The 21,285-nt window shown below is 71.1% G+C and carries 18 protein-coding genes; 7 read left to right on the top strand and 11 right to left on the bottom strand.

What is annotated here, in order from left to right:
* Positions 1-38 precede the first annotated feature (38 nt).
* The 4 genes from ABT294_RS00140 to ABT294_RS00125 all read right to left on the bottom strand — a co-directional run bounded on the left by ABT294_RS00140 (position 39) and on the right by ABT294_RS00125 (position 3,530).
* Positions 39-719: a DUF998 domain-containing protein gene (locus ABT294_RS00140; protein WP_350802401.1), complete on the bottom strand. Its 681-nt coding sequence runs from the start codon at positions 717-719 to the stop codon at positions 39-41.
* The gene (locus ABT294_RS00135; protein WP_350802399.1) at positions 716-1,921 is read right to left on the bottom strand and encodes a glycosyltransferase; all 1,206 of its coding nucleotides are present in this window, start codon (positions 1,919-1,921) and stop codon (positions 716-718) included. The genes ABT294_RS00140 and ABT294_RS00135 overlap by 4 nt, the downstream gene beginning before the upstream one ends.
* 150 nt (positions 1,922-2,071) lie before the next feature.
* Complete coding sequence (locus ABT294_RS00130) at positions 2,072-2,875, bottom strand: DMT family transporter (RefSeq protein WP_350802398.1); 804 nt, start codon at positions 2,873-2,875, stop codon at positions 2,072-2,074.
* 37 nt (positions 2,876-2,912) lie between these two features.
* Positions 2,913-3,530 carry a DedA family protein gene (locus tag ABT294_RS00125; protein ID WP_350802397.1) on the bottom strand — a complete coding sequence of 206 codons (618 nt, stop codon included), beginning with the start codon at positions 3,528-3,530 and terminating at the stop codon, positions 2,913-2,915.
* A gap of 410 nt (positions 3,531-3,940) precedes the next feature.
* On the opposite strand from ABT294_RS00125, the gene ABT294_RS00120 reads away from it, so the two are divergent.
* Positions 3,941-5,068, top strand: coding sequence for a sensor histidine kinase (locus tag ABT294_RS00120; protein ID WP_350802395.1), 1,128 nt, complete (start codon positions 3,941-3,943; stop codon positions 5,066-5,068).
* A 72-nt stretch (positions 5,069-5,140) separates the two neighbouring features.
* Complete coding sequence (locus ABT294_RS00115; RefSeq protein WP_350802393.1) at positions 5,141-6,151, top strand: hypothetical protein; 1,011 nt, start codon at positions 5,141-5,143, stop codon at positions 6,149-6,151.
* Here ABT294_RS00115 and ABT294_RS00110 read toward each other — a convergent pair.
* Together ABT294_RS00110 and leuE are read right to left on the bottom strand one after the other, a co-directional pair.
* Positions 6,059-6,688, bottom strand: coding sequence for a VC0807 family protein (locus ABT294_RS00110; protein ID WP_350802391.1), 630 nt, complete (start codon positions 6,686-6,688; stop codon positions 6,059-6,061). The genes ABT294_RS00115 and ABT294_RS00110 overlap by 93 nt on opposite strands.
* 232 nt (positions 6,689-6,920) lie before the next feature.
* Positions 6,921-7,646: a leucine efflux protein LeuE gene (gene leuE, locus ABT294_RS00105; RefSeq protein WP_350802389.1), complete on the bottom strand. Its 726-nt coding sequence runs from the start codon at positions 7,644-7,646 to the stop codon at positions 6,921-6,923.
* Between the two features lie 289 nt (positions 7,647-7,935).
* Here leuE and ABT294_RS00100 point away from each other — a divergent pair, with 289 nt between their 5' ends.
* Together ABT294_RS00100 and ABT294_RS00095 are read left to right on the top strand one after the other, a co-directional pair.
* Positions 7,936-9,327 (top strand): selenium-binding protein SBP56-related protein, encoded by a 1,392-nt coding sequence (locus ABT294_RS00100; RefSeq protein WP_350802387.1) that lies wholly within the window; start codon positions 7,936-7,938, stop codon positions 9,325-9,327.
* Complete coding sequence (locus ABT294_RS00095; RefSeq protein WP_350802385.1) at positions 9,324-9,923, top strand: hypothetical protein; 600 nt, start codon at positions 9,324-9,326, stop codon at positions 9,921-9,923. The genes ABT294_RS00100 and ABT294_RS00095 overlap by 4 nt, the downstream gene beginning before the upstream one ends.
* Positions 9,924-9,926: 3 nt before the next feature.
* Here the strand turns inward: ABT294_RS00095 and ABT294_RS00090 are convergent, their stop codons facing one another.
* Both ABT294_RS00090 and ABT294_RS00085 read right to left on the bottom strand, forming a co-directional pair.
* Positions 9,927-10,154 carry a hypothetical protein gene (locus tag ABT294_RS00090; protein WP_350802384.1) on the bottom strand — a complete coding sequence of 76 codons (228 nt, stop codon included), beginning with the start codon at positions 10,152-10,154 and terminating at the stop codon, positions 9,927-9,929.
* Between the two features lie 118 nt (positions 10,155-10,272).
* Positions 10,273-11,124, bottom strand: a complete 852-nt coding sequence (locus ABT294_RS00085; protein ID WP_350802382.1) for a hypothetical protein — start codon at positions 11,122-11,124, stop codon at positions 10,273-10,275.
* 268 nt (positions 11,125-11,392) lie between these two features.
* Between ABT294_RS00085 and ABT294_RS00080 the strand changes: the two genes are divergently transcribed.
* From ABT294_RS00080 to ABT294_RS00065, 3 genes are all read left to right on the top strand, one after another.
* Positions 11,393-12,484 carry a YeiH family protein gene (locus ABT294_RS00080; protein ID WP_350802380.1) on the top strand — a complete coding sequence of 364 codons (1,092 nt, stop codon included), beginning with the start codon at positions 11,393-11,395 and terminating at the stop codon, positions 12,482-12,484.
* A 141-nt stretch (positions 12,485-12,625) separates the two neighbouring features.
* Entirely contained in the window at positions 12,626-14,689 is a 2,064-nt protein-coding gene (locus ABT294_RS50785; RefSeq protein ID WP_502911932.1) for a cellulase family glycosylhydrolase, read from the top strand.
* Positions 14,690-14,790: 101 nt separating this feature from the next.
* The gene (locus tag ABT294_RS00065; protein ID WP_350802379.1) at positions 14,791-17,895 is read left to right on the top strand and encodes an AfsR/SARP family transcriptional regulator; all 3,105 of its coding nucleotides are present in this window, start codon (positions 14,791-14,793) and stop codon (positions 17,893-17,895) included.
* Here ABT294_RS00065 and ABT294_RS00060 read toward each other — a convergent pair.
* The 3 genes from ABT294_RS00060 to ABT294_RS00050 are packed head-to-tail and all read right to left on the bottom strand — an operon-like array spanning position 17,868 to position 21,120.
* Entirely contained in the window at positions 17,868-19,454 is a 1,587-nt protein-coding gene (locus tag ABT294_RS00060; protein ID WP_350802378.1) for a CocE/NonD family hydrolase, read from the bottom strand. The two genes, ABT294_RS00065 and ABT294_RS00060, sit on opposite strands and share 28 nt — an antisense overlap.
* Positions 19,451-20,212, bottom strand: coding sequence for an ABC transporter permease (locus ABT294_RS00055; protein ID WP_350802376.1), 762 nt, complete (start codon positions 20,210-20,212; stop codon positions 19,451-19,453). The genes ABT294_RS00060 and ABT294_RS00055 overlap by 4 nt, the downstream gene beginning before the upstream one ends.
* Positions 20,209-21,120 (bottom strand): ATP-binding cassette domain-containing protein, encoded by a 912-nt coding sequence (locus ABT294_RS00050; protein WP_350802375.1) that lies wholly within the window; start codon positions 21,118-21,120, stop codon positions 20,209-20,211. Before ABT294_RS00050 ends, ABT294_RS00055 begins: the two co-directional genes overlap by 4 nt.
* Between the last annotated feature and the right edge of the window lie 165 nt (positions 21,121-21,285).

The following is a 21,285-nucleotide window of genomic DNA, read 5'->3' as shown; positions in this document are numbered from 1 at the left end:
CGCTAGGCCGGGAACGTTTCACCGCGGATCGAAGTGTCTCAGGCGGCGACCCGTGCCTTGACGGCGGGCGGCTCGGGGGCGGACAGGGCCGGTTCCGCGGTGGCGGAACCGCGGAGCTGCCTGGACGCCGCCGCCATCACCACGACGAGCGCGATCTCGGCCAGCACCAGCCCGCGCTCCAGCAGCCCGTAGTAGGACGCGCCGCCGATCAGGGACGACGTGACGGACGCCGGATGCGCCGCCAGGTAGACCGCCAGGGCCAGGGCCGAGGTCGCGCTCATGGCCCGGACCAGGTTCCAGCGGGGAAGCGTGGCACGTCCCCTGGCGAGGGCCCAGCCGGCGACGGGCAGCGTGGTGAAGACCACCGCGGCCGCCCAGCGGTGGATCTCGCCGGGCCAGGTGTTGAGCGCGCCGCCGCCCGGGTCGGTGGGGAAGACCGCGGTCAGCATCAGCCCGCCCGCGGCCGCCAGCAGCAGCACCCGGGTGGCGGCGGTCCGCGCGGGCTCGTGCACCGCGAGCCCGTACGCCAGCGACAGGCACGCCACCGCGAACGACAGCATGCCGAGCACCACGGGCACCAGCCCGCCGGAGACCAGCACGTAGTCGCTGATCAGCGGCTGCTCGGGCAGCGCCAGTTGGGCGTAGCCGAGCGCCAGCGCCGCAGCCGCCGCGCTCACCGCGGTCACCGGGATCGAGTGCCGGAAACCTTGCGAGGTCATAGCGTCACCTCATCGTAGATCTGCTCAAAACGGGCCAGAGAGGACTGGTGGTCGTGGGTGAGCGCGAGAGCCCGGCTGGCCCTGCCGAAGCGGGTCCGCAGCTCCTCGTCGGTCAGGATCGTCGTCAGGTGGCGGGCCATCGAGAGCACGTCACCCGGCTCGAACAGGAAGCCGTTGCCGTCGACCAGGTGCGGCAGGGCCATCGCGTTCGCGGCCACCACCGGCAGCCCGGACGCCATCGCCTCCAGCGTGGCGATGCTCTGCAGCTCGGCGACGCCCGGCATGGCGAACGCGTCTGCGGCGGCGAACGCCTGCGGCATGTTCTCGTCAGGGACGAAACCGAGGAAGAACACCCGGTCGCCGACCCCGATCCGCTTGGCCAGCCGCTCCAGCTCGGACCGCTGGTTGCCCTGCCCGACGAGCGCCACCTGCGCCTCGGTGTCGTTCAACACGAACGGCAGCGCCCGCACCAGCTCGTCGAGCCGCTTCTCCTCGTCCAGGCGGCCGACGAACAGGACGGTCGGCCGGTCCGGCAGGCCGAACAGCTTGCGCGCCCACATCTTGGGTTCGGCGTGCGGGTGGAAGCGGGCCAGGTCGATGCCGCAGGAGACGGACTCGACCTCGCGGGTGAAGCCCTGGTCCGACAGCAGCTTGGCGGCCAGCGGGGTGGGCGTGGTGATGTGGTCGGCCCTGGCGAAGATCCGGCTGAAGTCGCGCCAGGCCAGGCGGCCCGCCTTGACCCTGAGCCGATCGGGGACGTGCCCGAACTGGAAGAGGTTGTCGGGCATGAAGTGATTGGTCGCCACGATCGGCGTGCCGCGGCGCCGGGCGGCGGCGATCGCGGCCCTGCCGACGACGAAGTGGCCCTGGGTGTGCAGGACGTCCGGGTCGATGGCGCGCAGCAGCCGGTCGAGCCTGGTCGGCACGGTGACCCGCATCGTCGGGTGGACCAGCAGCGGCGCCGAGCGCAGCCGGTGCACGATGACGCCGTCGACCACGTCCGCGGTGGCGGGACCCTCGGCCGACTGGCAGATGACGTGCACCTCGTTGCCGCGGGAGGCCAGGCCGGTGGCCAGGCGGTGGGTGAAGATGGCGGCGCCGTTGACGTCCGGCGGGTAGGTGTCGCTCGAGATCAGGATCCGGCGCGGACGGGCGGGGGCGGGGGCGAGCTCGGCGACGGTGCTGCGCAGGGGCATGGCCATGACGTTTGACTCCGGTTTCGAATCGTGTGCCGGCTTGGGGAGAGCCGGATGAAGCGGGTTGGACCGGCTGGGGAGAGCCGGTCGGGATCGGCTGGGGAGAGCCGGTCGGGATCGGCTGGGGAGAGCCGAAGGGGCACGGGTGACGGGGGATCAGGTGCGCGCCTCCAGCGGGGTGGTGCGAGCCAGGGCGATGGTGCCCGCCGCCGCCAGCGCCGCCGCGACGACGGGCGCGATGCCGGTGGGCAGCGGCTCGCCGAGCAGCAGCGCGCCGAACGCCACCGCGGTCAGCGGGTCGGCGATCTGGAGCGAGGCGAACGAGACTCCGAAGTGGCCGACGGCGTAGGCCCGCTGGAGCATCATCAGCGCCAGCAGCGCGGGCACCGGCAGCGCCAGCAGGTACCACCAGTTCCACGCGCCGTCCACCAGCACCCGCATGAGCGTGGCGGTCGCGCCGTACAGCACGCCCGAGCTGGTGGCGAGCAGCGCGGCGCGGCCCGTCGGCGAGGCGACCTTCGAGCCGGCCCACAGGAGCACCGACGCGATGCCGGCGACCCCCAGCAGGGTCACCACGCCGGCCGGATCGAGGGAGGTCGGCCCGCTGGACTCCGGCACCAGCAGCACCAACCCGACCAGACCGGCCGCCACCAGCCCGGCCGCCGACAGCTCCCTGCGCGAGGGCCTGCGGCCGTGCAGCGCGGCCGCGATGGGCAGGGCGAAGAGCAGGCTGGCCACGCCCATCGGCTGCACGATGGTCAGCGGGCCGAGCCCGAGAGCGACGATGTGCAGGCCGCCTCCCGTCAGGATCGACACCCCTCCGAGCACCCATCGCGGACGCCGCAGCAACGCCAGCAGGCCGGGCTTGGCGGTCTCCGCCGCCTCGAACTGCTGCAGGGCCGCGCCGAGCGCGAAGAACAGCGAACCGACCAGGGCGATCACCGCGGCCAGCACACTCATGCCCACTCCTCTCGCTGTGGATGGTTACCGGGCAGGGTCAAACGGACGTGTCCACGGGAAGGCGCTCCGGGGAAGCCTGGATGGCGCGTCGCTTCCTGATCCACCGGACCGCCTCGACGATCCCGGTGATGGACAGCGCGATGCCCAGGCCGAGGAGCAGGCCCTTGATCGGGTCGTTCTCGAACGCCATGCCGCCGAAGAAACCGATCAGCCCGGAGTACAGGGCCCACGACGAGGCGGCGATCGCGTCGAAGAAGCTGAACGAGCGCAGCGGGAAGCGGACGGCGCCCATCGTCAGCGTGGTCGCCGTGCGCCCGCCCGGGATGTAGCGGGCCACCACCAGGACCATCCCGCCACGCTCGGCCAGCGCCTTCCTCGCCCACACGAACGCCTTGCGCTCGCGCAGCCTGCTCGCGGACTTGTAGCCGATCAGGTAGGAGACGTGGTCACCGGCGAACGCGCCGAGCGCGGCCACCGCCACCACCAGTGCCAGGTTCGTCTGGCCGGAGGCCGCGAACACCGCCGCCGTGATCACCGACGTCTCGGCGGGGACTACGGGGAAGAAGCCGTCGAGCAGCGCCAGCGCGAACAGCGCCAGGTACAACCACGGCGACGACATCACCTGTTGGACCAGGTCGAGAATGGCGTGCGACATTGCGTGTACTCCGATCGTTGGGGGCGCACTCACAGCCTGGGGGTGCGAGGTGCCGCGTGACATCCGGGAAGTCCCCGGTGGAACGCGGGCCTGTCCCCGATAGGGGTCAGGGCGCGTACCCCAGGACGCTAGAATTCCCGCAGGTCACGGCGCATCGGACGATCGGCACGTGGCATCCCCTACTTTCGTCAGGGGTCAGGGTGCGACCTCCGGTGACATCTACGATCAAACCGGCCGCAGAGGCGGGGCGCAGGAGTGCGAGTATCCGCGTTTCAGGTGGTGCTAACCCCACTCCCACCCGGCACCTCGCCCCACCCCCGCACTCTCCGTCCACCCCCTGACTTTCGTCAGGGTTCGGTCCCGACCTTCGGGGGTCCCGGCCGTCCCGGGTGGCGGATAGCGTCGGTGCCGTGAGGGGATTGCGTCGTCAGCGCCGCCGCGAGGTGGTCGTTGACCTGCTCGTCTGGGTCCTGCTGGCGGTGATGGCCGCCGCCATGGGCCCCGATCCGCTGAAGGATCCGGCCGTCTTCGGCATGGTGACCGCGCCCAGGATGGCGCTCGCCGCCGTGGCTGTCCTGGTCGGCAGGGCGTGGCCGCTGGCGGCCGTGGTGGTGCTGCTCCCGCTCGGCCCGTGGGACTTCGCACACGGCCTGGCCACCTCCGACGTGGCCTGGCCGGTGGCGATTCCGGGGGTGAAGATCTTCCCGTTCGTCCCCACGTCGCCGTTCGTCATGTGGTTCGCCTACCTCGGCGGACGCCGCACCGCCCGGGTGTGGCCCGCGCCGGCGGTGTTCTGCGCGCCCGTGCTGATCGGCGTCTTCCTCGTGCTGCGCGCCGGCGGCGGGGCCGGGCTGTGGATCACGATGGTGAGCGCGCTCGTCCTCACGTACGTCCTGCCGTACCTGCTGGGAGTGCTGCGCCGCAGGTTGCTGGAGCAGCGCAGGCAGGCGGGCCTGTCGCTGGAGGCGCAGGCCCGGATGCGCGAGCGGGCCAGGATCGCCCGCGACATGCACGACTCCCTCGGCCACGACCTGGCCCTCATCGCGGTACGGGCCGCCGGCCTCGAACTGTCTCCAGGGCTGGCCGAAGCGCAGGTCAAGGCCGCGGGCGAGCTGCGGTCAGCGGCGGCCGACGCCACCGAACGGCTGCGCCAGATCATCGGGCTGCTCCGCGACGAGTCCGACCCGCCGCCGCTCGCCCCCGTCGACGAGGACGTCGCCGAGCTGGTCGAGCGCGCCCGCCAGTCGGGGATGGCCATCACGCTCGACCTCGCCTCGGGCCGGGTGCCCGGCCTGGCGTCCGCCGTGGTGCAGGAGGGCCTGACCAACGCGGCCAAGCACGCCCCGGGCGCGGCGGTCACCGTCACGGTCACGCCGCACCGGGTCTCGGTCCGCAACGGCCCCCCGAGCTCCCGCCCGACCGCGCTGCCGGGCGGTCTCGGGCTGGCGGGCCTCAGGGAGCGGGCCCGGCTCGCAGGCGGCGCACTCTCGGCCGCCCCCACCCTCGACGGCTTCGAACTGGCCGTAGACCTCCTCTGATCCCCCGTGCGGGGGACGAGGTTCCCCTGGCCGCGTGAGGAAGGCGGACTCTCCGCGGAGGACGCTCGGAGCATGGGCACTCAGAAGGCCGGGATCGGCCGCATCACCGCCGCGCTGGTCGCGGTCGCCTCCATGCTTCCTTACCTCACGCTGAAGGTGCTCTGGCTGACAGGGCATCCCATCGGCGTCACCGACCCGAATGTCATGAACGACTCGACCATGGTCGGGATGAACACGATGACGTTCGGCATGGACGCCGTCGGGTTCGTCCTCGCGGTGGCGTTCACCGCCCGGTGGGGGATGCGGCTGCCCTCGTGGCTGGTGCTCCTGCCCCTGTGGGTGGGCACCGGGCTGCTCGGGGTGGTGGTCGTCACGGTGCCGATCGGCGTGCTCGTCGAGGGGATCTCCCTCTTCGCCACCGGAGGCCCGATCGAGCCGTGGGTCTACATGATGGTCTACGGCGGTTTCATCGGTCAGGGCGTCGGACTGATGGCGGCCTTCGTCCTCTACGCCCGCGACCGCTGGCCCGTGGCCTTCACCACCGCGCTCGGCCACCCGTTCGTCAGCCGCACCAGGCCGTTCCAGACCGTCGTCGCCCGCGGAGCGCTGCTCGTCAGCGCCGTGATCGGCGCGACGCGCCTGTACTGGGCGTTCGGCGGCACCGCGGGCCTTCCCGCGGAGGCGGTGGGTCAGGCGTCGTTCGTCGGCGCCTTGCAGGACGGAGTCAAGGGGCTGGCGGCGATCGTCGGCGCGATCGCGCTGGTCGTCCTGGTCAGGGCCCAGGGGCGACGGCCGTTCCGGCAGCCGCTGATCGCGGCCTGGTTCGCGTCCGGGAGCATGTTCGGCTGGGGGCTCTACGCGATGATCCTCGTCGCGGTCGGCGGCCCGCTCGGCGGCCCCGTGCAGGGCGCGGTGACGCTGGTGGAGCTGTTCACCCTGCTGACCGGGCTGGTCATGGGTATGTGCGGGGCGTTCCTGTTGACGGAGCGGTCACGCGTGGGCGACGTGCAGGCGGTGCAGGAGCCGCTTGAAGGCGAAGATCGAGAAGGTGATCGCCAGGCCGCTTATCACGGCCACCGCTGACGTCCTGAGCAGCATGAACGTCCCGAGCGACTCGTGCACGGCCAGCCAGATGCTCACCGTCGAGTTGGCCAGCAGGACGAACGCCCACAGCAGGGTGATCCTGGCGAAGAACCTGCGCACCCGCTCGTGCCGCAACACCGCGGACGGCAGGTGGATGTAGTCGAGCGTGAGCTTCTGCACCAGCGGCTTGTTCAACCGGACGGACGCGAGGAACGCCATGCTGATGCAGATGGTTCCCAGCTCGGGCTGGATGAAGAACCACACCCAGCTGCCCGTCCAGAACGCCACGGCGGCCCGCGCGGTGATCGCGATCGCGGCCAGGAACATCGTCGCGGGCACCCGGACCCCACGGAGCAGCCGCCACCCGATCCCCGCGTACACCCACACCACGACCGCCGCCAGCGCGAGCTTGAAGTCCAGCAAGGTCATCGCGCCGTAGAAGACGGCCAGCGGCGCCACCACCCCCTCGAGCAGCCGGGGGATGGCTTGCCGAACGAGGGCGGTGAGGCGTGGCAGGGTTACCGGAGGATGACTCAAGGTTGCTCCGCAGATAGGCCGACGATCAGCGGCTACCCGGGCTTCGCGAGACCAGGCTTGCCGGGATGGACCGTGCGGGGTGACTTCTGGGTTACCTCGGTACGCCGAGCGAGGGTACCGGTGGCTTACCGTACCCGAGGACTACCAGTGCCACTGCCTCTTTTGCCACGTTCCGCCTACTTCCACCGGAAGTCGATCACCCAGCGTGACGCGTGTGACAGGAGAGACGGGTCTATCCCAGCGACGTGGTGGCGAGCTTCGCGCCGAAGCCCAGGAACAGCGCGGCCACGCCGGACGTCAGGCCCGCACTCAGGCGGCGGCGCGCCCGGAACTGCGAGGCGAGGAACGTGCCGCCGAAGATCAGCACGGTCAGGTAGAGCACGCTGAACAGCTGGATGATCGCGCCGAGGATGATGAACGACAGCGCCGGCGCGCCGTAACCGGGGTCCACGAACGGGATGAAGAACGAGACGAAGAACAGGATCGCCTTCGGGTTCAGCAAACTGATCGCCAACGCCTTGCGGAAGGGACGCGGCACCGGACCGCCGGCAGCTGGGGTGGGAGAGGTGGCCGAGGGCGGCGGCGCGATCGGAGAAGAGGATGCGGACGTGGGCGAGGATTCGGCCGGAGAAGGCAGGGAAGCGGATGGCGGGCGGCGCCACGATCGCCAGGCGCCGCGGAACATCTGGATGGCCATCCACGTCAGGTATCCCGCGCCCGCGTACTTGACGATCGTGAAGAGCACCGGGTTCGAGCGCAGCAGCGCCGCCGCGCCCGCCGCCGCGAGCGCCATGAGGACGGTGTCGCCGACGAACACGCCCGCGGCCGCCCGGTAGCCCTGGCGCACGCCGTGCTGGGCGGCGAACGTCAGGACGTACAGCGAGTTCGGCCCGGGCAGCAGGATGATGAAGAAGGCGCCGAGGACGTACGTCCACAGGTCGATGATGCCGAAGAACATGCCGCGCTCTCCAGGGGAAGTGGTGACACACCACGGTAGCGCGTGACTAATCGCTCGCCGCGAACCATATCCCCCCGCGGAGCTGCCGGTGCCGAGCGAGCGGTAGGTCGCATCCGCCAGCGCCTGGCCTCGCGGGTCGTAGGTGCCTTGTACCGTCATTTTCCGAATTCATCACGAAAGATGTGCCGGGTAAACCGACTCCTTTCCTGGCGGCCGGACATCAGTAGACGGAAGGACCAGACCAAGAACCCTATTGACCTTGTAGGGAAAAGAGTGAATAGCTGAGAAGATGACGCTCTGGACACCCGACCCCACGTTCTACCCCTCGCCCCGCGACGCCGCCGCGGCTCCGGCCGAGAAGCTCGCCTACGTCGCCGCGTTCGACCGCGCCGCGCAACGGCCCGACGCGCTGACCGTCCTCGACACCGACCCCGCCTCGCCCGGATACGGCACGGTCGTCGGCTGGACCGACCTGCCCAACACCGGCGACGAGCTGCACCACTTCGGGTGGAACGCGTGCAGCAGCGCGCTGTGCCCGTACGCGCCGCACCCGCACGTCGAGCGGCGTTACCTGGTCGTGCCGGGTCTGCGGTCCTCGCGGATCCACATCTACGACACCAAGGACCGGGTCAGCCCGGAACTGGTGAAGGTCATCGAGGCGGAGGAACTGGCCAGGCGGGCCGGCTACTCGCGTCCGCACACCGTCCACTGCGGGCCCGAGGGCCTGTACGTCTCCGCCCTCGGCGGCGCCAACGGCGACGAGGGGCCCGGCGGCATCGCGATCCTGGACCACACCTCGTTCGAGGTGCTCGGCCGGTGGGAGGTCGACAGGGGTCCCCAGTACCTCGCCTACGACTTCTGGTGGCACATCAACCACGACGTGCTCGTGTCCTCCGAGTGGGGCACGCCGTCCATGATCGAGGACGGTGTCGTCGGGGAGTTGCTGCTCGGCCGCAAGTACGGCCACAAACTGCACTTCTGGGACCTGCGCAAGCGCCGGCACGTCCAGGAGGTGGACCTCGGCGACCAGCACCAGATGACGCTGGAGCTCCGCCCCGCCCACGACCCCACCCGCACCTACGGGTTCGCCGGCGTGGTGACCAGCGTGGAGGATCTGTCGGCGTCCGTCTGGGTCTGGTTCCACGAGGACGGGCGGTGGCAGGCCCGCAAGGTGATCTCCATCCCGGCCGAGCCCGCCGCCGCCGACCGGCTGCCGCCGGTCCTGCAGCCGTTCGGCGCCGTCCCGCCGCTGGTGACCGACATCGACCTGTCCGTGGACGACCAGCGCCTGTACGTCTCCTGCTGGGGCACCGGCGAGATCAAGCAGTACGACGTGTCGGACCCGTTCAAACCCGTCGAACTCGGCTCGCTGCGGATCGGCGGCATCGTCCGGCAGGAACCCCACCCCGCCCGGCCCGGCCTCCCGCTCCGCGGCGGCCCGCAGATGGTCGAGGTCAGCCGCGACGGACGCCGCGTGTACGTCACCAACTCCCTCTACGGGGCCTGGGACGACCAGTTCTACCCCGAGGGCGTCGGCGCCTGGCTGGCCAAGATCGACGCGGACGCGTTCACCTTCGACGGCCGCTTCTTCCCGCACGGCGACGACTTCCGCGGCCTGCGCCCGCACCAGGTACGGCTCCAGGGCGGTGACGCGTCCTCCGACTCCTACTGCTACCCATGACCGTCGCGACCGTCCTCCTGCTCGGCGCCTTCCACGGGCTCAACCCCGCCATGGGCTGGCTCTTCGCGGTGGCCCGCGGCCTTCAGGAGCGCAGCAGGGACCTGCTGCTGCAGTCGATCCCGGCGATCGCCCTGGGACACCTGGCCTCGGTGGCGCTGGTGGCGGTCGTCGTGGGGGCCACCGGGTCGCTCGTCACGGGCACGGTGCTGTCGATCGGAGGCGGCGTCGTCCTGGTGGCCTTCGGGCTGTGGCGGCTGCTGTCGAAGCGCCACTTCCGCTGGGTGGGCATGCGGCTGTCGCTCTGGCAACTGGCGGGCTGGTCATTCCTGATGTCCTCGGCCCACGGCGCCGGCCTCATGCTCCTGCCGGTCTTCACGGGCCTGCGGGTGGAGGGCCATCCGGGCCACGCGCTGAGCGGCGGCCTGGCGGTGGCGGCCCTGCACACGCTGTCGATGTTCGTGGTGGCGGGGCTGGTGGCGGTGCTCGTCTACGAGGTGCTGGGGCTCGCGGTGCTCCGACGCGCCTGGTTCAACGTGGACCGGATGTGGGCGGTGGCCCTCATGGGCGCCGGCGTCATCACCCTGGTGCATGCGTAACCCTCAGTCGAACAACTCCTCCGCCGACTGAGCGGTGATCGCTCGGCGGATCCACTTCGTGAGGAGGTCGATGTCATTGCATGTCATGATGCGCTCGCGTGCGGAGTCGTCGACGGGGATGTCTCTCGCTTTCAGAACCACCAGCACATTATGTGCTGCCTCCTCCGCGCGTCCTTCCGCGCGGAGCTGCTCTGCGAACTCCGACTGGTAGCGGTACGTCTTGGTGGTCATCGGGATTCTCCGCACCCTTTTGCGCGGCCGCGTTTGGGCGTGCCGTGGTTACGTGGACCGGGTGTGAGGGGTGGTCCTCGTGGGCGTGGGCGCTGTCACCGTGGTGCGGGCAGGCACTTTAGTCGAAGAGCTTGTCCGCTGACTGGACGATGATCGCACGGTCGAGCCAGGTGAAGAGGAGTTCCGTGTCGCTGCAGCTCATGATGCGTTCGCGAACGGAGTTGTCGATCGGCACGCCGCGTCGTTCCAGAACCCGCAACACGGAGGCGGCCTCCCCTTCCGCGCGGAGCTGCTGTGCGTACTCCGACTGGTAGCGGTAGGTCTTGGTGGACATCAATCCCCTCCACAGCTTTCGGGCGGCGGTGTTGCCGAGGCCCACTTCGGTGAATTCGGTGAAGAATCCGGCGGTATCGGTGTCGATGGTGTCCAGGGCGGTGGCCAGGACTTCTAGTATGTCACCGGCCTTTGGCGAGCGCCCGTGGATGAGTGCGGAGAAGACGGTGAGCACCACATCCGCCGACGCCTCGGCCTTCTCGATGATCGCCGGGACGTTGTCGGGGCCCAGCGCGATCGTGTAAAGCACCAGCGACGGCCACTCGGCGAGGCCGATCCTCTTGGGAAGCCGCGCCCAGCTGGCCGTGACGGCGTCCTGGCAGATCACCAGCAGGGTTACGGGACATTTGTACTTCTCGTGCAAGTAGCTGAGGTAGTAGGCCCAGCTGCCGGTCTTTCTGTCGTCGCGCCGGGACTGCGACTCGATGACCAGCAGGTGGTCGCCCAGCTTCGTCTCGAGCTTCAGCAGCGTGTCGACGCGCCGCTCGATCGGGGCGATTTCGGTGAGTTCGGGGTTGAGCACCGAGACCTGGAGGGGTTCGGGAAAGGGGAGCTCCAGCCGCTCGAAGGTGCGGGCGAGGAGGGAGGTGTCCTCCTGGAAGATCCGATGGAGCGCCTCGTGCTGCGACGTGACCATGAGCGGAACGTTACTGAACGATGACACCGAGTTTAGGTCATCCATAACTTTTCGTTATCGCCTGCGTTGTGAGCCGCCCGGAGCGTGCGCGACGAACACATCCACGGAAAGGGCTTTACCTGAATTCCCTAGGGGTTTAGTATGGATTCATGCCTGACACCCCCCGAGGCCGCTGGTCGATCAACGAGGACTGGGCGGCGACGATCGTCGGACTGGCGCTGCTCGTGCTGGTCGTCGCGGGCGTGATCCCGGTGGGGCTGGTGCCGTGATGAGCACCGAGGTCACCAGGCAGGCCGGGCCCGGCGCGGGCGTCGCGGGCGGGCTCGTGGTCGTGCTGGCGCTGGCCGCCGCCACCAGGTTCCTGGAGCAGACAGTCCCCGACGCCACCGAGGGCGGCCCGTTCGAGCAGCTCGGAGCCGCCGTCGAGTACCCGGTCTACGCCATCGCGCTCGGGCTGCTCGGCAACGCCGTCCTGACCGCCACCGGGTGGCGGGACCGGCTCACGGGCGGCTTCAGGACGGAGTTCTTCATCAAGACCGGCCTGGTGCTCCTCGGCGCGTCGATCAACCTCAAGGTGATCGCGACCGCCGCCGGGCCCGCCGTCCTCCAGGCGATCGTGCTGATCAGCGGGGTCTTCCTGTTCACCTGGTGGCTCGGCGGCCGGCTCGGTCTGGACGACAGGCTGCGCGCCCTGCTCTCCTCGGCCGTCTCCATCTGCGGCGTCAGCGCGGCCATCGCGGCGGCCGGCGCGGTGCAGGCCAAGAAGGAGCAACTCGCCTACAGCGCCAGCCTGGTCATCGCGTTCGCGTTGCCGTCCATCTTCGTGCTGCCCTGGCTGGCCGGGGTGCTCGGGCTGAGCCCGGAGGTGGCGGGCGCGTGGATCGGCGGCAACATCGACACCACCGCCGCCGTCACTGCGGCCGGCGCCATCGTGGGGGAGCAGGCGCTGCAGGTCGCGACCATCGTCAAGGTGACGCAGAACGCGCTGATGGGCGTGGTCGCGGTGGCGCTGACCGCGTACTTCGCGTTCAGGGTGGAGCGCCGTCCGGACGCGCCGCGCCCGCGCGCCGCCGATCTGTGGCACCGGTTCCCGAAGTTCGTGCTCGGCTTCGTCGCCGCGTCCGTGATCGCCACCTGGTATCTGGCCGCAGGGGGCGACAAGGCGGCCGTCGGGGTGGCGAACGACCTTCGGGTGTGGTTCCTGATTCTGGCTTTCGTCAGTATCGGGCTGGAGTTCCGCGTCTCCTCGCTGAGGGAGGCGGGCTGGCGTCCGGTCGGCGTTTTCGCCGCCGCGACGGCGGTGAACCTGCTGCTCGCGCTGGGGCTGGCGGCGCTGTTGTTCGGCGGGTTCGCCGTTTGAGATGAGTACGGCTCGCGCGGCTAGGGGTGGTCGCGCGAGCCGTACCGCATGTCTGGGCCCTTGCCGGGAGCAGAGGTCCGATCTATGCTCCGATTTGCTCGTTAGTTAACTTTCTTAATAAACGAGTTTGGAGCACCCCCCATGCACCGACCCGTGCGGCTGGCAGCCCTGGCCGCGATCGTCGTCCCCTTCCTGCACGTCACCCCAGCCCAGGCCGCCGCCACGAGGTACGAGGCGGAGAACGCCACGATCTCCCAGGGCGTCGTCGAGTCCAACCACGCCGGATACAGCGGCACCGGCTTCGTCAACTACGACAACGTGACCGGCTCGTCCGTGGAGTTCACCGTCAACGCGGCCACGGCGGGCACCGCCACCATCACGCTCCGGTACGCCAACGGCACCACGACCAACCGGCCGATGTCCATCGCCGTCAACGGCACCACCGTCACCCGCGACTTCCCCGGCACCGGCGCCTGGACCACCTGGGCGTCCGCCACCCTCACCGCCCCCGTGAACGCGGGCGCCAACACGATCAAGACCACGTCCACCACCGTGAGCGGCGGCCCCAACCTCGACTACATCGACGTCGACGTGGCGCAGCCGTCGAACGACTACCAGGCCGAGGACGCCGTGATCACGCAGGGCGTGGTCGAGTCCAACCACGCGGGCTTCACCGGCACCGGCTTCGTCAACTACGACAACGTGACCGGCTCGTCCGTGGAGTTCACCGTCAACGCGGCCACGGCGGGCAACGCGACGCTCGCCTTCCGCTTCGCCAACGGCACCACCACGAACCGTCCGATGGACATCACGGTCAACGGCACGACCGTGAACCGTGACTTCCCCGGCACCGGCGCCTGGACCACCTGGCAGGACGTCACCGTCCCCGCCGCGCTGAACGCCGGCGCGAACACGGTCAAGGCCACGTCCACCACGGTCAACGGCGGGCCGAACCTCGACCGGCTGAGCCTCTCGGTCGCCGGGCCGCCCGACACCGAGAAGCCCTCGGTGCCCGCCAACCCGCGCGCCACGGGCACCACGTCCAGCTCGATCGGCCTGGCCTGGGACGCCGCCACGGACAACAGCGGCACGATCAAGGACTACCGGGTACGCGAGGGTGACACCGTGGTGGCCACCGTGACGGGCACCAGCACCACGGTCACCGGGCTGGCCGCGTCCTCCACGCACACCTACACCGTCACCGCGCGCGACCCGTCCGGCAACGAGTCGGACCGCGGCGCACCCGTCACCGCCACCACCGCGGCGGGCGGCACCGGCACTCCCGTGGCCGCGAACGGCCGGCTCCACGTGTGCGGGGTGCGGCTCTGCAACGAGCACGGCAAGGAGATCCAGCTCCGCGGGATGAGCTCGCACGGCCTGCAGTGGTACTACCAGTGTCTCAACACCGCGTCGCTGAACGCCCTGGCCGACGACTGGAAGGCCGACGTGCTCCGGATCTCGATGTACATCCAGGAGGGCGGGTACGAGACCAACCCCCGGCAGTTCACCGACCGGGTGCACAACCTCATCGAACAGGCCACCTCGCGCGGCATGTACGCCATCGTCGACTGGCACATGCTCGACCCCGGCGACCCCACCTACAACCTGGCGAGGGCCAAGACGTTCTTCACCGAGATCGCCCAGCGGCACAACGGCAAGAACAACCTGCTCTACGAGATCGCCAACGAGCCCAGCGGTGTGTCCTGGTCCACCATCAGGAACTACGCGAACCAGCTCATCCCGGTGATCAGGCAGTACGACCCCGAAACGCCCATCCTGGTCGGCACGCGCGCCTGGTCGTCGCTGGGAGTCTCGGACGGGGCGAACGAGACCGAGGTCGTCAACAACCCGGTCAACGCGTCCAACATCATGTACACGTTCCACTTCTACGCGGCGTCCCACGGCACCGAGTACCTGAACACGCTGTCGCGGGCGGCCGACAAGCTCCCGATGTTCGTCACCGAGTTCGGTACGCAGACCGCCTCCGGTGACGGGTCGAACAACTTCACCAGGTCGCAGCAGTACCTGGACCTGATGGCGCAGAAGAAGATCAGCTGGGTGAACTGGAACTACTCCGACGATGAGCGCTCCGGCGCCGTCTTCACCCAGGGCACCTGCCCCAACGGGCCCTACACCGGCACCTCCCGGCTCAAGCCGGCGGGCGTCTGGGTCCGCGACCGCGTCCGCACGCCGGACGACTTCTGACCCCTCGCGGGTCCGGTGCGGGCCTGCCGCGCCGGACCCGCGAGCCTCACCCGGACGGTGGGCTGCGCGCCGATCCGAACCGCTCGGGCAGGATGTGACATGTGCGGATATCGATCCTCGGCCCCCTGGAGGTGACCGGCGACCAGGGCCCGATCTTGCTCGGTGGCTTCCGGGTCCGGGCCCTGCTGGCCCTGCTCGCCCTCGAAGCGGGGCGCACCGTGACGGCCGAGCGGCTCATCGACTCCCTCTGGCCCGAGGCGCCGCCCGCCAACGCACCCAACGCCCTCCAGACCCTGGTCAGGCGGCTGCGAGTGGCGATCAGGCCGTACGAGGTCGTGGAGAGCCGGCAGGGCGGCTACGCGCTGTCGGTCGCGCCCGACCAGGTGGACGCCCTGCGCTTCAGGCGCCTCACCGCCGTGACGGACGGGCTCGATCGGGCGCTGGCGTTGTGGCGCGGGCCCGCGCTCGCCGATCTGACCGGGGTGCCGCACCTGGCGAACGTGGCGGCCACGCTGGAGGAGGACCGGCTGGCCGCCGTCGAGGCGCGGGCCGAGATCCGGCTGGCGGCCGGGCTGCCGGTGGACCTGGCCGCGGACGTGGCCGCGAACCCGCTGCGGGAGCGGCTGTGCGCGCTCGCCGTGCGCGGCCTCGCCGCCGCCGGACGGCAGGCCGACGCGCTGGCCCTGTACGAGCGGACCCGCAGCACGCTCGCCGACGAACTCGGCGTGAACCCCGGCCCCGACCTGCGCGCCGCCCACCTGGCCGTCCTCACGGGCGACATCCCCCCGGCCCCGTCGGGTGAGCCCGTGGCGCGGCGCGGCAACGTGCGGGCCGCGCTCACCAGCTTCATCGGCAGGGAGGACGAGCTGCGGCAGCTCACGTCCCTGCTCGGCCACGCCAGGATCGTGACGATCGTCGGGCCGGGCGGCGCGGGGAAGACCCGGCTGGCCACCGAGGCGGCCCTGCGCCTGGCCGGCGAGCTCGACGGCGCCTGGGTGGTCGAACTGGCCTCCATCACCGACCCGGCGGACGTCCCGGGGGCCGTCCTGGACGCTCTGGGCCTGCGTGATGACCACCTCGGCTACCCGCGCCCGCCGGCCGCCGCGATCCAGGAGCGTGACCCCGTCGGGCAGGTCGTCGAGGCGCTCGGCGCGCGGCCGGCGTTGATCGTGCTGGACAACTGCGAGCACCTGGTCGAGGCCGCCGCGACGCTGGCCGGGCGGCTGGCAGGGGAGTGTCCGGCGGTGCGCGTCCTGGCGACCAGCCGGGAGCCGCTGAACGTCCCCGGGGAGCGGCTGGCGCCCATCCCGCCGCTGGAGCAGCCCCCGACGGGTGTGGGGGTGGAGCGCGCCGCCGGCTATCCGTCGGTGCGGCTGCTGCTCGACCGGGCGGTCGCCGCCAGGCCCGCGTTCGCGCTGGACGACGGGAACGTGACCGCCGTGGTCGCGCTCTGCCGGAGGCTGGACGGGATGCCGCTGGCCATCGAGCTGGCCGCCGCCCGGCTGCGGACGATGACGCCGCAGCAGCTCGCCGACCGGCTGGACGACCGGTTCCGGCTGCTGACCGGAGGCAGCCGGACGGCGTTGCCCCGGCAGCAGACGCTGAGGGCGGTCGTCGAGTGGAGCTGGGACCTGCTCGACGAGCCGGAGCGGGAGCTGGCCCGCAGGCTGGCCGTGTTCGCGGGCGGAGCGACGCTGGAAGCCGTCGAGGCGGTGTGCGGGAGCACCGCCGACGTGCTGGGCGCGCTGGCCGACAAGTCGCTGGTCCAGGTCACGTCCGAGGGCCGCTACGTGATGCTGGAGACGATCCGCGCCTACGCGTCCGACCGGCTGGCGGAGGCGGGGGAGGTCGGCGAGTACCGGCGCCGCCACGCCGTCCACCTGCTGGGCTTCGCCGAGCGGGCGGTGCCGGAGCTGAGGACCGGCGCGCAGATCGAGTGGATCGAGCGGCTGTCAGCCGAGCGCGACGACTGCGCCGCGGCCCTGCGCTTTGCGCTGGACGAGCGGGACGTCGAGATCGCGCTCCGGCTGTGCGCGGCGCTGAACTGGTACTGGTGGATGTGCGGGTACCGGGAGGAGAGCGCGACGTGGGCCAGGCAGGCGCTCGACCTCGCGGGCGACACCCCACCGGAGGGCCTGGTACGGGCGTACACGGCGTGCCTGTTCGCGCATGGGGTGAGCCTGTTCGCGTCGATCGTCACCGACCGTCCCGCGATGCAGGCTTTGTCGGAGCAGATGGACGGCCTGATCGAGGCGGGGGAGCGGGAGGGCCCGGTCCATCCGCTGCTGCGGCTCAGCCTGGCGGTCATGGCGGCCGCTTCGGGCCGTGACGAGCACGCCGTCGAACTGCTCGAGCGCTACAGCGACAGCGACGACCTCTGGCTGGCCAGCGCGGCCCGCATGATCGGCCTGAACCGGTCGATGGAGGCGCTGGAGCAGGCGGTGGCCGGGTTCAGGAAGCTGGGGGACCGGTGGGGGCTGAGCGAGGCGCTGATCGGCCTGGCGACGCTGCGGGCCGCCAACGGCGAGCCGGCCCACGACCTGATAGCTGAGACCGAGTCGCTCACGAGAGACTGGATCAGCGCCGAGGAGGCGATCTCGACGCTGACGCGGACGGCGCAGCTCCGCGCCCAGGGCGGCGATCTCGACGGCGCCGCCGCCGACCTGGCCAGGGCCAGGGCGATCGCGCACGAGGAGACGTCCGCCTACACGCTGGTCGTGCTGGGGATGGGGGAGGCCGCGCTCGCCTACCAGCGCGGCGACGCGGAGCGTTGCCTGGCGGCCTACCGGGACACGCTCGTCCTGCTGGCGGAGGTGCCGCGGATCGCGCAGCTCGTCGCCTCGGTCAGAACCGGGTACGGCAGGGCGCTGTCGCTCGCCGGGCAGCCGGAGGCCGCGATCGAGCAGCACCGGCTGGCGCTCGGCACGCTCGGCACGACTCCCGACCAGCCGGTGCTGTCGTCCGTGCTGGCCGGGTTCGCGCTCGCGGCGCTCGCGGACGGCGACCCGGAGCGGGCGGCCGTGCTGCTCGGCGCGTCCGCCGCGGCACAGCCGCAGGACGCCATCCCCGACACCTTCTCCGACACGGTGGCCGGGGCGGCGTCGGCCAGGGAGGCGCTCGGCGCCGAACGCTTCGACGCCTGCCACGCGAAGGGGGCGGCGGCGTCCCTCCAGGAGCTCTACGAGCTGGTCGGGATGGTCGCGTAGGACGGCTGATGCAGGGTGGTGACCCCCTTGTGGGGGTTCCTGGCGAACCGGGGGAAGTTGGACCCGGCCACGTCGATCCTGATCCGGTGCCCGGGGCGGAACAGGTTCGCGATCGCCCCCAGCTCGACCCGGACCTCGCGCACCTCGCCCGGCGACAGCCCGGCGACCCGGGTGACGCCGTCGGTCAGCAGCTCGGCCCGCCCGTCGGGGTGGACGTCGACCAGCTTGCCCGTGACGTCCGCGCCGCCGGCGGTCGAGGAGATCAGCACGACCAGCTCGACAGGGCCGCTGACCTCGACCCCGTCCGCCAGCGGCTCGCTCTGGAAGCGCAGCACGTCATCCCGCCCGTCGAGCGGGCGCTGGTCGAGCGGCCCGAACGCGTCGAACGACATGACCGCACCGCCGAGCGTCGGCACCGGACGGTCGGGGTCGGCGGCGAAATCCAGCGTGCCGGGCTCGACGGCGGCGGTGCCGAGCGTCCCGTCCGCGCCCAGGTGGTAGGTGACACGCTGGGCGCCGGGCAGCGGCCAGTCGGAGGCGGTGCGCCACTCGTCCGCGCCCATCACGAAGTACTCCACCGAGGCGCGGCCTGCCGGCGGTTCGCCGCGCAGCCAGCGGCCGAACCAGTCGAGGTGGATGCCGGTCCAGTCGATGGCGTCCTGCCCGGCCAGGTCGCCGTAGTCGCGCCCGCCGATGGCCCGGTCGTGGGTGAAGTGCGTCCACGGGCCGACGATCAGCCGCGAGTCGCCGCGCAGGTGCTGGAAGTGGCCGATCGAGGCGTCACGGAAGTAGTCGTACCAGCCGGTGCTCACCAGCGCGGGCACGTCGATCCTGTCGTAGTGGATGACGCCGTCCTGCCACAGCCCGGCCTCCGGGTCGGGGGTGTCCATCCAGGCGGCGTAGAACGGGACGAGGTCGGCCAGCAGCGGCTGGTCGCTGAGCGGCAGCCGCTCGGCCAGCCGTTGCATGGTCTCGGGGAGCCGATCGGGGAGGCCGATGGCGGCCCTGAACCGGTCCAGGTCCGACGGCTCGGCGGCGCCGCGCCTGACCCGGCGTTCCAGCTCGCCGGTGGCGAGCACGAGCAGGCTGACGGTCAGGATCACGTTCAGGTTCGGGACGGCTCCGGGCTGGTAGACGCACTCGTAGAGCCCGGCGGGGGCGACGTGCGGTGCGATCGCCTTCAGCCCCTCGGGACGTTCCTGCGCGGCGAGGAGCTGGGTGATGCCCAGGTAGGAGTCGCCGAACATGCCCACACTGCCGTCGGACCAGGGCGCGCGGGCGGCCCACTCGACCGTGTCGCGGCCGTCGGCGGCCTCGCCCGTCAGGAAGCGGAATACGCCGCCGGAGTCGCCGGTGCCGCGCACGTCCTGGGCGACGACCGCGTACCCGGCCTCGACCAGGCGCGGAACGTCCAGATGGAAGCCGGGGCCCGCTATCGCCCTGCCGTACGGGGTGCGCGACAGCAGCACGGGGAAGCGGCCGGGCCCGTCCGGGCGCCAGAGCGTGGCGACCAGCTCGACGCCGTCGCGGGTGGTCATGGTCTCGGTGGTCTCGATCATCGGACCCTCCTGGTGTAGGCGCGGAGCGCGAGCGGGACGAAAAAGACGAACAGCGCGGCGGTCCAGCCGAGCGTGATCCACACGTCGGAGGCGTGCAGACCGCCCACCATGAGGCCGCGCAGCGCGCCCGCCAGATGGGAGACCGGGTTGACGCCCATCCACCAGGTCAGCCAGCCCGGGAGGTCGGTGGCGGGGATGAACGCGCTGCTGCCGAACGTGAGCGGCAGCAGCACGGCCGTCGAGATGCCCTGCATGCTGGTCACCGACTTGGCGACCAGCCCGATCCAGGCCGACCCCCAGCTCAGCGCCATCGCGAGCAGCAGCACCAGGCCGATCCCGGCCAGCGCGCTCAGCGGATCGGTCTGCACGCGGAACCCGACGGCGTAACCGACCAGCATGGACATCGTCATCGTGATCAGCAGCGTCAGCATGTCGGCCAGGACCCGCCCGGCCAGCGGCGCCGACCTGGCGATCGGCATCGTCCTGAACCGGTCGAACACGCCGTTGCCGATGTCGGTCGCCAGGTTCATCCCGGTGCCGATCGTCGCCATCAACGCCACCTGGGTGAGCACGCCGGGAAGCATGTACAGCACGGCCTCGTCCCGGTTGCCGCCCGCCGCGCCGCCGAACAGGTAGACGAAGATGACGATCATGAAGACGGGCTGGAACAGCATCGCGGCCAGCTGGCCCGGGCTGTTCTTCAACGGGACGAGGCTGCGCCAGGCCAGCGTCAACCCTTGGGAGATCGCGGTGGTCACGTGGAGGCTCCTGTCAGGGTGAGGAAGACGTCGTCGAGGGAGGGCAGTCGCAGGGCGTGCTCGGCGAGGACGATGCCCGCGTCGTCCAGCTCCCGCAGGACGGCGGGCGGCGCGGCGAGGTCGTGCACCGGGATGCTGAGCAGGCCCCCGACGGCCCGGGTGCGCAGGATCGCCTCGGCCTTCTCGACGTCCGCCGGGCGCAGCGGCCGCACGTCCAGCCGATGCCCTCCGGCCAGCGCCTTCAGCTCCTCCGGGGTGCCGGCGGCCGCCACCCTGCCCTGGTCGATCACCAGCAGGTCGTCGGCGAGCTGGTCGGCCTCCTCCAGGTACTGGGTGGTGAGCAGCACGGTCACGCCGTCGGCGACCAGCCCCCTGACCGTCTGCCACAGCTCGCCCCGCGCGTGCGGGTCCAGGCCGGTGGTGGGCTCGTCGAGGAAGAGGATCCGGGGCCTGCTCACCAGGCTGACCGCCAGGTCGAGCCGGCGGCGCATGCCTCCCGAGTAGCCGCCGGACGTCCGCCCGGCGGCCTCGGCGAGGCCGAACCTGTCGAGCAGCTCGGCCGCCCTGGCCCTGGCCTCGGCCCTGCTCAGGCCGAGCAGGCGGCCCATCATCACCAGGTTCTGGGTGCCGGTCAGCTTCTCGTCCACCGAGGCGTACTGGCCGGTCAGCCCGATCAGCTCGCGGACCTTGCCGGCCTGGCGGGTCACGTCGAACCCGCCGACGACGGCCCGGCCCTCGTCGGGAGTCGCCAGGGTGGCCAGGATGCGGACGGCGGTGGTCTTGCCCGCCCCGTTGGGGCCGAGGACGCCCAGCACGGTCCCGGCCCTGGCCCGCAGGTCGATCCCGGCCAGCGCGGCCTTGTCGCCGTACCTCTTGACGAGGCCTTCGGCTTCGATCGCGTATGTCATGACGCCCAAGGTGCCCGGGGGCGCTGGCAGCGGCCTGGCATTCACCTGGCAGCCGCTGTCAGCTTCCCTGTCGTGGTACCTCGCGCACGGCTCCAACGCCTCCAGGTGCCGATTGGGTCTTGTAAGGAGCTGTTGTCAAGGCTACGATCGCGGCAACTCTTAGGA

The organism is Nonomuraea sp. NPDC000554, from assembly GCF_040300065.1.
GTDB lineage: Bacteria > Actinomycetota > Actinomycetes > Streptosporangiales > Streptosporangiaceae > Nonomuraea.
Note: the sequence above shows the minus strand (reverse complement) of the source record. Positions and strands in the feature narration are given on the sequence as shown.

Coding starts and splice junctions, on each gene's coding strand:
- ABT294_RS00140 (WP_350802401.1), bottom strand. CDS start 719: ATGACCTCGCAAGGTTTCCGGCACTCGATCCCGGTGACCGCGGTGAGC.
- ABT294_RS00095 (WP_350802385.1), top strand. CDS start 9,324: ATGACCGTCGCGACCGTCCTCCTGCTCGGCGCCTTCCACGGGCTCAAC.
- ABT294_RS00085 (WP_350802382.1), bottom strand. CDS start 11,124: ATGGTCACGTCGCAGCACGAGGCGCTCCATCGGATCTTCCAGGAGGAC.
- ABT294_RS00130 (WP_350802398.1), bottom strand. CDS start 2,875: ATGAGTGTGCTGGCCGCGGTGATCGCCCTGGTCGGTTCGCTGTTCTTC.
- ABT294_RS00050 (WP_350802375.1), bottom strand. CDS start 21,120: ATGACATACGCGATCGAAGCCGAAGGCCTCGTCAAGAGGTACGGCGAC.
- ABT294_RS00125 (WP_350802397.1), bottom strand. CDS start 3,530: ATGTCGCACGCCATTCTCGACCTGGTCCAACAGGTGATGTCGTCGCCG.
- ABT294_RS00080 (WP_350802380.1), top strand. CDS start 11,393: ATGAGCACCGAGGTCACCAGGCAGGCCGGGCCCGGCGCGGGCGTCGCG.
- ABT294_RS50785 (WP_502911932.1), top strand. CDS start 12,626: ATGCACCGACCCGTGCGGCTGGCAGCCCTGGCCGCGATCGTCGTCCCC.
- ABT294_RS00060 (WP_350802378.1), bottom strand. CDS start 19,454: ATGATCGAGACCACCGAGACCATGACCACCCGCGACGGCGTCGAGCTG.
- ABT294_RS00135 (WP_350802399.1), bottom strand. CDS start 1,921: ATGGCCATGCCCCTGCGCAGCACCGTCGCCGAGCTCGCCCCCGCCCCC.
- ABT294_RS00100 (WP_350802387.1), top strand. CDS start 7,936: ATGACGCTCTGGACACCCGACCCCACGTTCTACCCCTCGCCCCGCGAC.
- ABT294_RS00115 (WP_350802393.1), top strand. CDS start 5,141: ATGGGCACTCAGAAGGCCGGGATCGGCCGCATCACCGCCGCGCTGGTC.
- leuE (WP_350802389.1), bottom strand. CDS start 7,646: ATGTTCTTCGGCATCATCGACCTGTGGACGTACGTCCTCGGCGCCTTC.
- ABT294_RS00090 (WP_350802384.1), bottom strand. CDS start 10,154: ATGACCACCAAGACGTACCGCTACCAGTCGGAGTTCGCAGAGCAGCTC.